This window comes from bacterium (assembly GCA_024742285.1).
In the GTDB taxonomy this organism is placed as follows: domain Bacteria; phylum Myxococcota_A; class UBA9160; order UBA9160; family UBA4427; genus UBA4427.
This window is the reverse complement of the sequence record JANSYR010000004.1, coordinates 348,402-359,512: the sequence shown is the minus strand read 5'-3', so window position 1 is coordinate 359,512 and position 11,111 is coordinate 348,402. Positions and strand designations below refer to the sequence as shown.

The following is an 11,111-nucleotide window of genomic DNA, read 5'->3' as shown; positions in this document are numbered from 1 at the left end:
CATCCGACCGCGACGCACTCGCTCAACGGGGTCGGCTCGCCTCTTCGAGGAGCTCGATCGGATGCACGACCGGCGCCTCGAAGCCGGCCTCCCCGAGCCCTGCCGAGATCTGCATCGCGCAGCCGGGGTTCGCGGTCGAGACGATCTCCGGCGATGCCGCGAGCAGCGCCTCGACCTTCGGCGAGAGCACTCGCTTCGACATGTCCGGCTGGGTCAGGTTGTAGATTCCGGCCGCGCCGCAGCACGCCTCCGGGTTCGCATGGGGCACGAGCTCGAGCTCCGGGATCTTCGCGAAGAGACGGCGGGGTCCGGCCGCGATTCCCTGCGCGTGGATCAGGTGGCACGGATCGTCGTAGCAGAGCCGCTTCGGCATCGGCGCGAAGTCGAGCTGCGCGTCGACCTCGTCGAGGAACTCGAGGATGTCGCGAATTCCGCCCGCCATGCCCGCCCCTTCGTCCCCGAGCCAGCCTTCGGCCTCGCGCATCGACGCGCTGCAGCCGGCGCTCGTCACGATGATCGCGTCGAGATCGCCGCCGCCGAAGACGTCGACGTTGTTGCGCGCGAGGTCGCGGGCGAAGTCGAGGTCGCCGCTGTGGGCCTGGAGCGCGCCGCAGCAACCCTGGGTCTCGGGCACGATCACGTCGTATCCGGCCCGGGCCAGGACGAGCCGGGCCGCATCGTTCACGCGCCCGAAAAACTCGGGCATGATGCACCCCTCGAAGAGCGCCACGCGACCGCGCCGCTCGCCCTCGGCGGGGGTGAACGCGGGAAGCCGCTTTCGCTCCTCGGCAGGCGGAATCGAAGGCAGCAGAAGGACCATGTCGGCCAGACGAGCGGGAAGGACCTTCGCGGCGAGCCGATCGAGGCCGAGCTTCTGGACGAGGGACAGGAGCGAGACCATCGCGGCGAGCCGCCCGGCCTTCGGAACGATCTGGCGCAGGGCGAAGCGCTCGATCCGAACGGCGAGGCCCGGCTTCGAGAGGCCCGCCACGCCGGAGTCGAACTGCCCGCCCCGGATCGCGTCGCGCGTGTGCTCGAGCATCTCGCCGTACTGCACACCCGAAGGACAAGCCGTCTCGCACGCTCGGCAGCCCAGGCAGAGAAAGGCCTCCTCTTCGAGGAGCTCGGGGTCGTTCAGCCGACCCTCGGCGAGGCCCCGCATCAGGTAGATGCGTCCACGCGGCGAGGACGTCTCGCGGCCGGTCGCCCGGTAGGTCGGGCAGCTCGTCAGGCAGAGCCCGCAGTGGACGCAGTCGAGCGTGTCGCCGTAGACGGAGCGATCGAGCAGCGCCGCGAGCGCCGGCGCACCGCCTTCGGGGGTCGGAAGATCGCTGCTCACGACCCACCCCCGGGCGCGCCATGCGCGACGAAGCGTCCCGGGTTGAGAATCCCGTTCGGATCGAAGCGCGCGGCGAGCGCGGTGACGATCCCGGCGCCCGCACCGACGTCGCCGAAGACGTCGACCTCGGCGCGCCAGGCCTCCGGCATTCGTTCGAAGGTCGCGAAGCCACCGTGCCGGACCGCGCGCTCGCGCAGGCCGAGCAGGACCTCGGCGGAAGGCAGCCGACCGCTGGCCCGCACGACACCGAGCCCGGTCTCGACCGAGACCTCGAGACCCGCCGCGAGGGCGGCGTCCTTCCACTCCGCGACGTTCGTCCCGAGCACGCGCGCCCGAACCGCGACGTCCCGCGCGCTCGTCACCCCCGCGTCCCGAGCGACGTCCTGCGCGCTCGTCACCCCCGCGTCCCGCGCGTGGTCCACGCTCGACGCGTCCGCTTCCTCGAAGCGACCGACCTCACGGAACGCGGCGAGATCCGCCTCCACGCCCGCCAGGGACCCTCCGAGCTCGAGGAGCATTCGAGCCTCCCCTGGGCGCATGGCACTCTCCTGCCAGATCGCCGCCCGCACGCTCGGTCGTTCTCCGAGCTTCCGGACCGCCTCGAAGGCGGCACCCGCGGCGGGCATCGGCGCCTCGAAGGTCCGCCGGACGGCCGGTGCGGGTCGGAGTCGTAACCACGCTCCCGTCAGGATCGCGAGCGTCCCGAAGGAGCCGCAATAGAGCTTCGCCAGGTCGTAGCCGGTCACGTTCTTCACGACTCGACCGCCGCACTTCGTCGCCACACCATCCCCGCCCACGACGTCGAGGCCGAGGATCGCGTCCTTCACGGGCCCGAACGCATGCGCACGGGGACCCATCACGGCGGTCGCGAGGCTCCCGCCGACCGTCGAAGCCCTTCCGGGCGAATCGAGCGGCAGTTCCCAGCCCTCGGCCGCGACGGTCTCGCGAATCGCCTGAATCGGGGTTCCGGCGGCCGCGTGGAGCACGCCCTCGTCGGGATCGAACTCGTCGATCCCGGAGAGGCCCGTCAAGGAGACGCCCAGCCCGAGTGGACTCGCCGGGTTCGCGAGATCGAGCCGGGTCCGGCCGCCCATCAGGAGCAGCCCCGTCCGATCCTCCGACGCCGCGCGGACGAGCTCGCCGAGCGCTTCGACACTTTTCGGTGTCGACACCCGATCGACCACGGCGCCGGGAACCCGAACCGTCTCTTCCTGGAACGTCGACGCAAGCGCTTCGAGGGCGGGCGCCATCAGATCGGCACCTCCTCGTAGCCCCGCGCCTTCGGATTCGATTCGACACAGAAGCGGGTCGTCGGGATCTGCTTGCCCGGATTGCAGACGCCATCCGGATCGAAGGTCTCGCGAAGCCGGTACATCGGCTCGAGATCGTGCGGCTCGAACACGAGGTGCATGTAGTCGCGCTTCTCGACGCCCACCCCGTGCTCGCCGGTGATCACGCCGCCCGCCTCGGTACAGGCGGTCAGGATCTCCTCCCCGGCCTGGATCACGCGGGCGAGCTCGTCGGCGTCGCGACGGTCGAAGCAGATGTTCGGATGGAGGTTGCCGTCGCCCGCGTGGAAGACGTTCGCGAGCTTGAGCCGGTGGCGATCACAGATCTCGCCGACCTTCGCGAGGATCTCGGGCAGCTTGACCCGCGGCACGACCGCGTCGTGGACGTAGAGGTCCGGAGCCAGGCGGCCCATCGCCCCGAACGCGCCCTTGCGCGCCCGCCAGAAACGCAGCCGCTCCTCCTCGTCCCGGGCGACCTGGATCGTCTGGCAGCCCTCGGCCTCGCAGGCTTCGCGGATCGCCGCGATCTCGCCTTCCATGCAGACCTTCGAGCCGTCGAGCTCGACGATCAGGACCGCCCCGGCGCTCGTCGGGAGCCCTGCCGCATAGACGCTCGCTTCGACCGCTTCGATCGTACGCTTGTCCACGATCTCCATCGCCGCAGGCACGACGCCGGATCGGATCACACGCCCCACCGCCCGGCACGCGGGCACGATGTCGTCGAAGATCCCGAGCAGGGTCTCGATCGCCTCGGGGATCGGCGAGAGGTTCACCGTGATCTCGGTAACGATTCCGAGCGTCCCCTCGCTGCCGACGATCGCCCCGACGAGATCGGGCCCGGGGCTCTCCCCGGTTCGATTGCCGAGGCGCGTGATCGTTCCGTCGGGGAGCACCATCTCGAGGGCGAGGACGTGGTTCGTCGTCGTGCCGTACTTGAGGGTATGCGGACCACCGGAGTTCTCGGCCACGTTCCCGCCGATCGTGCAGGCCTGCTGGCTCGACGGGTCGGGGGCGTAGAAGAGGCCGAACTGCTTGATGGCCGTCGAGAGCTCGGCGTTCACCACCCCCGGCTGGACGACGGCGATCCGATTCGCCTCGTCGACCTCGAGGATCCGATTCATCCGCGAGCACTCGATCAGGACGGAGCCCGGCGTCGCGTGAGCGCCCCCGGACAAGCCCGTCCCCGCCCCGCGCGGCACGAAGTGGACGTCGGCCTCGCGACACGCGCGAACGATCCGCGCGACTTCTTCGGTCGTGGCCGGCAGCAGGACCGCCAGCGGCCGGGCGGGGTCGAGGGTCAGCCCATCGCACTCGTACGCAAAGAGCTCACCTTCGCGCGCCAGGCAGTGCTCGTCCCCGACGATCCGCCGAAGCCGTTCGATCAGAGCCGCCGGCGCGATCGTCGGCCGCGGATCGTCCCCGCAAGGCGTCTCTTCGGAGACGCTCGGGCCGGCGGAGGAAACGGCAGACATCGAGCTCGACCGTCTCAGGCCAGCCCGAGGCGTTCGAGGTCGTCCTCGTCGAGCCCCAGGTAGTGGCCGACCTCGTGGCGAACGGTGATCTGGATCTGATCGATCAGATCCTCTTCGTCCCGGCAGATCTTCTCGAGGTTCTTCTTGAAGAGCAGGATCCGGTCGAGATCGAGGGGCTGATCCGTCATCAGCGCTTCGGTTCGCGGGATCCCCATGAAGAGCCCGAGGGTCTGTGGAGAAATCCGTTCGTCGCGCACGAGCTCGAGGGTCGGGAAGTCCTCGATCACCACGCCCACCCCTTCGATCCGCTCCCGGATCGAGCGGGGCAGATTGCCGAATGCTTCGTCGACGGCGCGGCGGAAACCCGCCTCCGGAATCTCGATCGGCAGCGGGAATTGCTGCGGCTCCAGGGCGTTGGCCCGGGAGAAGGCCTCGGCCGCGTTCTCGAGGCCGACGGCCGGTGAAGCGGCTTCCTCGCCCTCGTCCTCGAGGCGTTCGAGCACGAGGCCCAGGTGGTAGATGGTGTGTGCTGCGTCGGGATCGATCGCGACCCCGCGCTCGAGGACGCGGCGCGCCTCGTTGTACTGACCGAGCTCGAAGAGGACCTGCCCCTCGAACGCGTAGTAGAGGCCGAGCTCGCCGCCCGCCTTGGTCGCGCGGCGCACCAGGAAGAGCGCCCCCTCGAGGTCGTCCTGGTAGAAGAGCGCCTTGCTCTTCAGGTAGTAGACCTCGGCTTGCAGCACGCGATCGGGCCGGGGCAGCTTGGGGCGGCCAGAAAGGAGCTCGTCGGCGAGGCGAACCGCCGTCGCGAACTCGCCGAGCTCCTCGATCAGGAGCTCGATCCGGTTGAGGTGGGCCGCCGTGAACTTGCCGTCGGCGATCGTCGCGCGATCGAACTCGATCAGCGCCTCGTCGATCCGACCGTCGTCCCAGAGAATCTCACCGCGACCGTTGTGGGCCTCGGCGCCGTCGGGGTGCACGCGCAGGGCCTCGTCGAGCCAGGCGAGCGCCTCCTCGATCCGGCCTCCGTGAGAGGCCTCCATTGCCTGGTCCAGGCAATCCCAGTAGCGGTCCTTGTCCTTGCGCATGTGTCTGGTGTCGGACGGTCGTCGACGATTCCCACGGTTCGGCAACCGGGTCGGGCGAGTAGAGGGGGCACACCGATCCGGGAACCTCGCCAGTCCTGCGAGGGGTCCATTCACGGCCCCTGCGGCCGCGAACGGCAGCGTAGCGTAGCGGCGCCCTCGACCGATTCGCAGGACCGAGCGTTCGCGGCGCCCACGGGGGGCGAGACACGCGAGCTAGATTCCGGGAGCGCGAAAGATGTGCAGAGGAAGGCGCGATGACGAATCGACGACGAAGGGGGCGCGCGGTCCTCGTGCTCTCGGCCGGAGTGTTGGGAGCGATTCTCGTTGCCTGTTCGACCCGTCCGATGGGCCCGCCCTTCGCCGATGCGCCTTCCCCCTCCCCGGAACGGGCTCGGATCTACGTCTACCGCCTCGATCCCCGGGCTTCGGTCTCCCCGGTCCGACTGCGCGTCGACGGCCGGCCGCTCGGCGTGCTCCGCCACGGCGAGTACGAGCGGGTCGACCTGCCCCCCGGTCTGCACGAGATCGAAGCCGGCGTCCGAAGCGTCGCGTTCGTCGCCTGGGGGTGGAACGACCTCGCGCTCCACGTCGGCCCGGGCGAGACGGCCTATCTGAAGATCACGGTCCGCCTGACCGAGCGGTCCCAGCCGGCCGGGCGGGCACTCGAGATCGCGGGGCGAACCAGCGGCGCCGTCAGCGAGAACGTCTATCTCCAGCCGATGGGCGCTTCGGAGGCCCTCGCCGAGCTCGCCGGCACGACCCGGCTCGTGCCCTCTCCCGAGCCGTCCTCGGGTGGACAGCCGTGAGCGAGGGGACGACAGCCGTGAGCTCGGGAAGGACAGCCCTGAGCGCAGAAGAACAGCCCAGAGCCGAATCCGCAACAACCCTGACATTTGCCCGGAATCGTTGTGGTTTCGGGCCGTCGTGATAGGATCGAGCGAGGGGCTTCTACCGGCCGCAACCCAAAGAAGTCCCATTCTCCCTTGAGTGACCGTGCGGGACCTAGACAGGACGCACACTGGCTAGTCCCAGAACCCCGGTGCCCGAAAGGCACCGGGGTTCTTCTTTCGTGGCCTTGCGCAGGCAGCTGATCGTGGCGGGTGTGCTCGTTGGGCGGCGCCGTGGTTTCCCGGACGGCGGCGCTTCGCGCGATGGCTTCATCGACGCTTGGGGGATCGCGCCAGTACGGCGTGGGTTGCCGCGCTTCCGAGACGCGACACCGGGCGATGACGCGGAGGAGAATGGTGGGCCCGCCTGGACTTGAACCAGGGACCATTCGGTTATGAGCCGATTGCTCTGACCACTGAGCTACAGGCCCTCGGGTGGGAGTCTACCGCGTTCGGGTGCCGGGCCGGGCGGGATTGTCGGTCCACCGGAAGGCTGCGAACATCGGCGCCATGGCACCCGATCAAATCGATGGAACCGGACATTTCGTGGCAGTCATCGGCGGCGCGACCGCTGGCGCCGAGGTCGCGAGTCGTCTCGCGGACAAGGGCGTGCAGGTCTTCGTGTTCGAGCAGAACGCGCGGCCGTACGGGAAGATCGAGGACGGTCTCCCGCGCTGGCACGTGGCGCTGCGGAACAAGGAATACGGCGTCATCGACGAGAAGCTCCAGAAGCAGGGCGTGACCTTCGTGCCGAACACGAAGATCGGCCGCGACGTCGACTTCAAGGAGCTGGTCGAGGACTGGGGCTTCTCCGCGGTCGTCCTCGCGAACGGTGCGTGGCGGGATCGACCCGTTCCCGTCGACGGCGCGGACGAGTACGTCGGGAAGGGCCTCGTCTACCAGAACCCCTTCGTGATCGCGTTCAACCACGCCGAGCGTGGCGACATGCCCGAGGCCGAGTACGAGCTGCATGACGGAGCGATCATCCTGGGCGGTGGCCTCGCTTCGATCGACGTCGCGAAGATCCACACGCTCCAGCGAACCGTCGAGGTCCTCGCCGAGCGCGGGATCGAGACCGACGTCGAAGAGCTGGAGATCAAGGGCATCCCGAAGATCCTCGAGAAGCACGGCCTGACCTGGGACGAGCTCGGGATCACGCCGCCCACGATCTACTACCGGCGTCGGATCGAAGACATGCCCGTCATGAGCGCGCCCGAAGGCGCCGACGAGGCCCGGCTCAAGAAGGTCGAAGCCGGCCGCGTCCGCATGGTCGGCAAGAGCACGAGCAAGTACCTCTTCGACATCGAACCCCTCTCCGCACCGGATGGTCTGATCGTCGAAGACGGGTCGCTCGTCGGGGTCGTGTTCCGACGCACGAAGATCGAGAACGGTCGCGTCGTGAAGCAGGACGAGACCTACGAAGTTCGCGGCCCCGCCGTCATCAGCTCGATCGGTTCGATCCCCGAAGCGATCCCGGGAATCGAGATGAACGGCGAGCTCTTCGACTTCCAGGACTGGGACCTCGGCCGACTCGAGGGCTATCCGACGGTGTTCTCCGTCGGCAACGTCGTGACGGGCAAGGGCAACATCGTCGCCTCCCGCAAGCACGCCTCCGCGGTGAGCGAGGCGGCGATCGAAGCCTACCTCGGCGTCGGCGAGCGTGATCGCGATGCGGCGATCGGCGCCCTGGTCGCGACCGGGGCCTCCGAGACCGCGGGCAACGTCCTCGACGCACTCGGTGACGCGACGCCCCCGTCGGAAGACGTATCCCAGGCCTTGCTCGAGCGCGTCGCCAAGCTCCACGAGAAGGTCGGCTTCAGCGACTACGGCTCCTGGATGAAGAAGGTCGGCGAACCTTGCTGAGAGAAACCATGAAGCCGGTCCTGGCCCGCGCGTCGTTTCGCGGCGTTCTCGCGGCGATCTCCGTCGTCGTCCTCGTCCTCGGCTGCGCCTCGACGCCGGAGTCCCGGATCGCCGACGAGCAGGCGCTCTTCGACACCTGGCCCGCGGACGTTCAGGCGAAGGTGCGCGCCGGCGAGGTCGCCCTCGGCATGACCGAGGATCAGGTCCGGTTGGCCCTCGGTGAGCCGGACGAGACGTCCACGGGAATCGACGAGGGCGGCGAGACGATCACCTGGACCTGGGTCAGCTCCAGCCCCGGACTCTCCGTCGGCCTCGGTGGAGGCGGCGGAAGCGGTGGTGGCTTCGGCGGCGTCGGCCTGGGCGTCGGTAGCGGCTCTAAGCGCAACCTCGAACGCGTCGTGCAGTTCCGCAACGGCGAGGTCGTGAGCTCGCGGGTCTTCGACTGAACCGTCGCCTGCGGGCGCTCGGCGAGTTTGGAGATCGGTCGGAGCGCGGGCGGCTGCGGGCGCTCGGCGAGTCTGGAGCTTGCCCGCTGCGCCTCGAAGGCTCGCCCGCCTCCCCCTAGACGGACACCTCGACGACCGAGAGGGGGCCGTTGCCGTCGCGGCGTTTGACGAAGGTGTGCTGGATCGGGGTGCGTTCCTGCTCGGGGGGGAGCGCCTTGCGGGCGAGGGCTTCGGCCTTCCAGAGGCGGCCGGCGAATGCGCCGACCTCGCCGGCGGCGTGACGGCGGCGGAATTCGTTGATCGAAGCCCAGGTCTCGATGTCCGGAGAAGCCTTGCCGACGACCTCGACGAGGTCGCGGACGAGCTGGCGGAAGAGCACCGGGATGTGGTTGATGTCGACCTTGGGGCCCGTCTGCGCGTTGCTCTTGAGCGTGCGAACGTGGACGATGCCGTGGGGCTCGTCGACGGCCAGCACTTCGCCGATCGCGTAGCTGTTCTTGCCGAAACCGAACAGACCGCGACGGCGGCTGCGATAGATGAAGACGGTGCCCGGATAGAGCTCGAGACCGAGGCGCTTCGAACGGATCATCGATCAGCCCTCCGGAATCGGCGGCGGCTGCGGCGCGAACTGGCCCATCAAGGCCTCGACTTCGCCTGCCGGCAGCCAGCCGTCCATCCCGGCACACCAGACGAGCGAGGTCGTCGTCACTCGGCCGCCGGCGATCGCCTGCGCCATCTGCGCGGGCGTGAAGGGACCGAGTGCGTCGCCGTTCTCGGCCACGTGCCAGGTCACGGTCGGCACGGGCGGAGGCGCCTGCGGAGGCGCGCCCTGCGGGCTGCCGCCGCCCATCATCCCCTGCATCGAGTTCGTCATCGCGAGCCCCATGCCGAGCCCGACGCCGGCACCGGCAAGCCCGCCCGCCGGATTCGCCGCGGCTTCGGGCATCGCGTTGCCCATCTGGTAGGCCTGATAGGCGCCGAGGTTGCCGATCGCCGCCATGCTCGCCCGCGCGTCGAGGGCCCGTTCGACCTCGGCGGGGACGGAGACGTTCACGATGTAGAGCTGGGGGAGCTCGAGGCCGTACTCGTCGTCGATCCGCTCGACCACCGCCTGGCGGAGCGTCTCCGACAGCTCGCTGTAGTTCTGGGCGAGATCGAGAACACTGATCCCCGAGCTCGCGACGACGTCGGCGAAGGCCATCGATATGATCGAGCGCAGCAGGGCCGCGATCTCCTCGGCCTCATAGACGCCATCGGTACCGACGAGCTCGGACAGGAGCCGTCCGGGATCGATCGCGCGCAGGGTGTAGGTTCCGAACGCACGGACGCGAACCGGTCCGAAGTCGGCGTCGCGAAGCGGGACCGGGTTCGACGTGCCCCACTTGAGGTCGGTCAGCTGGCGCGTGCTGACGAAGTAGACCTCGGCCTTGAAGGGCGAGTCGAAGCCGTGCATCCATCCCATCAACGTCGAGAGGACCGGGAGATTCTTCGTTTCGAGGCGATAGTGCCCGGGACCGAAGACGTCGGCGATCTGACCCTGATGGACGAAGACCGCGGATTGGCCGGGCCGCACGATCAGCTGCGCGCCGTACTTGATCTGGTTGCGGTACCGCGGAAAACGCCAGACGAGCGTGTGTTGCGAATCGTCGATCCACTCGACGATGTCGATGAGCTCTGCGCGGAGTTTGTCGATCAGTCCCATGTCGGTTTCACCTCTCGGTCGTTTGGCCACGTCCCGGCGAACCGGGTGCGAAGAGAGTTCAGTCGAGCAGCGAGATCAGGAAGCCGAGCACCGACTCCGCGGTGCTCTTGTCGCTTCGGTTCGTCGAGAAGAGCGACTCGCCGGCCTCGACCCGCACCTGGCTCGCGACGTGCATCGCGCTCCGGGCGGCGCGGCGTCGCTCCTCTTCCTTGAGCTGCACTTCGATCCGCGCAGCATCGGCGGCTCGGCCCGAGAGGATGAAGCCCGCGATCCGCTCGAGCTCGTCGGCGTCCAGCCAGGTACCGTGGGTTCGGCACTGGTCGACGATCACGCCCGATCTCTTCTGGTAGTTCCGGCGAGCCATCATCGAGTCGCAGGAAGGGCACCGGCGGTAGTCGATTCTCGCATTGAACGGATCGACGCCTTCGAACGGATTGCCACCCTCGAGTCGCGGTCCGTCTCCTCCACCCTGCGCGTTTCGTTCGATCGCGGCGGTCGTCGCACGCTGTACGAGAGACTCGAATACGTCGGTCTCGGCCCACAAGCCGCGACACTTGGCGCATTCCTGGACGAGCAGACCGGCGACTTCGCGGACGAACATCAAGGTCTCGCAGCACGGACACTGGAGCTCCGAGACCTGACTCTCGTGTGTCGAAGGCGCGAAGGCCACGCCGCAGGCGAGGCAGAAGCGCGCGTCGTCGACGTTGCGCGCCATGCACTCGGGACAGATCAGACTTCCAACGTGATCGACGGGGACGATGCCCGACCCGCAGTACGCGCAGAAGTCGGCGCCCTCGATCGCGACCGCACCACAGGAACTGCACCGCTGGACCGGTGCGTCGACGCCGACGGGCGGCGTCGCGACGAGGGCCGTTCCACAACGACAATCGAAGTCGCTGTCGGGCACCATCGACGAGACGTCGTACTGGGCGTGGCAATCGGGGCAGGCGACGAGCTTCACGCGCGTCGTATCGGACCTACGAAAGAGACGCTTGAAGAACGACGTACGGATGCGCGGGCGACGG

10 protein-coding genes and 1 tRNA gene are annotated in these 11,111 nt (G+C 68.7%); 3 read left to right on the top strand and 8 right to left on the bottom strand.

The features are described from left to right. Positions 1 to 22 precede the first annotated feature (22 nt). From NXI30_10525 to NXI30_10510, 4 genes are read right to left on the bottom strand one after another with little or no spacing between them, the layout of a single operon-like run. Positions 23 to 1,339 carry a (Fe-S)-binding protein gene (locus NXI30_10525; protein MCR9094639.1) on the bottom strand — a complete coding sequence of 439 codons (1,317 nt, stop codon included), beginning with the start codon at positions 1,337 to 1,339 and terminating at the stop codon, positions 23 to 25. Then, positions 1,336 to 2,589 (bottom strand): FAD-binding oxidoreductase, encoded by a 1,254-nt coding sequence (locus NXI30_10520; protein MCR9094638.1) that lies wholly within the window; start codon positions 2,587 to 2,589, stop codon positions 1,336 to 1,338. Before NXI30_10520 ends, NXI30_10525 begins: the two co-directional genes overlap by 4 nt. Continuing rightward, positions 2,589 to 4,100, bottom strand: coding sequence for an FAD-binding protein (locus NXI30_10515; GenBank protein MCR9094637.1), 1,512 nt, complete (start codon positions 4,098 to 4,100; stop codon positions 2,589 to 2,591). Before NXI30_10515 ends, NXI30_10520 begins: the two co-directional genes overlap by 1 nt. 14 nt (positions 4,101 to 4,114) lie before the next feature. Further along, positions 4,115 to 5,188, bottom strand: coding sequence for a metallopeptidase family protein (locus NXI30_10510; GenBank protein ID MCR9094636.1), 1,074 nt, complete (start codon positions 5,186 to 5,188; stop codon positions 4,115 to 4,117). A gap of 254 nt (positions 5,189 to 5,442) precedes the next feature. Between NXI30_10510 and NXI30_10505 the strand changes: the two genes are divergently transcribed. After that, positions 5,443 to 5,994, top strand: coding sequence for a DUF2846 domain-containing protein (locus NXI30_10505; protein MCR9094635.1), 552 nt, complete (start codon positions 5,443 to 5,445; stop codon positions 5,992 to 5,994). A 436-nt stretch (positions 5,995 to 6,430) separates the two neighbouring features. On the opposite strand, the gene NXI30_10500 is transcribed toward NXI30_10505, so the two are convergent. Continuing rightward, positions 6,431 to 6,506, bottom strand: a tRNA-Ile gene (locus tag NXI30_10500). A gap of 79 nt (positions 6,507 to 6,585) precedes the next feature. Here NXI30_10500 and NXI30_10495 point away from each other — a divergent pair. Next, positions 6,586 to 7,938, top strand: coding sequence for an FAD-dependent oxidoreductase (locus tag NXI30_10495; GenBank protein MCR9094634.1), 1,353 nt, complete (start codon positions 6,586 to 6,588; stop codon positions 7,936 to 7,938). A gap of 8 nt (positions 7,939 to 7,946) precedes the next feature. Beyond that, positions 7,947 to 8,384 carry a hypothetical protein gene (locus NXI30_10490; protein MCR9094633.1) on the top strand — a complete coding sequence of 146 codons (438 nt, stop codon included), beginning with the start codon at positions 7,947 to 7,949 and terminating at the stop codon, positions 8,382 to 8,384. Positions 8,385 to 8,499: 115 nt separating this feature from the next. Here the strand turns inward: NXI30_10490 and NXI30_10485 are convergent, their stop codons facing one another. Genes NXI30_10485 through NXI30_10475 form a run of 3 tightly spaced genes read right to left on the bottom strand, consistent with a single transcriptional unit; the run spans position 8,500 to position 11,047 of the window. Further along, entirely contained in the window at positions 8,500 to 8,973 is a 474-nt protein-coding gene (locus NXI30_10485) for a hypothetical protein (GenBank protein MCR9094632.1), read from the bottom strand. A gap of 3 nt (positions 8,974 to 8,976) precedes the next feature. Beyond that, positions 8,977 to 10,086 (bottom strand): SPFH domain-containing protein, encoded by a 1,110-nt coding sequence (locus NXI30_10480; protein MCR9094631.1) that lies wholly within the window; start codon positions 10,084 to 10,086, stop codon positions 8,977 to 8,979. A gap of 58 nt (positions 10,087 to 10,144) precedes the next feature. Then, positions 10,145 to 11,047 carry a zf-TFIIB domain-containing protein gene (locus NXI30_10475; protein MCR9094630.1) on the bottom strand — a complete coding sequence of 301 codons (903 nt, stop codon included), beginning with the start codon at positions 11,045 to 11,047 and terminating at the stop codon, positions 10,145 to 10,147. Positions 11,048 to 11,111: the final 64 nt, after the last annotated feature.

Bases quoted from the DNA above. Each gene is read 5' to 3' on its own strand.
- NXI30_10510 (MCR9094636.1), bottom strand. From the start codon at position 5,188: ATGCGCAAGGACAAGGACCGCTACTGGGATTGCCTGGACCAGGCAATG.
- NXI30_10485 (MCR9094632.1), bottom strand. From the start codon at position 8,973: ATGATCCGTTCGAAGCGCCTCGGTCTCGAGCTCTATCCGGGCACCGTC.
- NXI30_10515 (MCR9094637.1), bottom strand. From the start codon at position 4,100: ATGTCTGCCGTTTCCTCCGCCGGCCCGAGCGTCTCCGAAGAGACGCCT.
- NXI30_10520 (MCR9094638.1), bottom strand. From the start codon at position 2,589: ATGGCGCCCGCCCTCGAAGCGCTTGCGTCGACGTTCCAGGAAGAGACG.
- NXI30_10480 (MCR9094631.1), bottom strand. From the start codon at position 10,086: ATGGGACTGATCGACAAACTCCGCGCAGAGCTCATCGACATCGTCGAG.
- NXI30_10505 (MCR9094635.1), top strand. From the start codon at position 5,443: ATGACGAATCGACGACGAAGGGGGCGCGCGGTCCTCGTGCTCTCGGCC.
- NXI30_10490 (MCR9094633.1), top strand. From the start codon at position 7,947: ATGAAGCCGGTCCTGGCCCGCGCGTCGTTTCGCGGCGTTCTCGCGGCG.
- NXI30_10495 (MCR9094634.1), top strand. From the start codon at position 6,586: ATGGCACCCGATCAAATCGATGGAACCGGACATTTCGTGGCAGTCATC.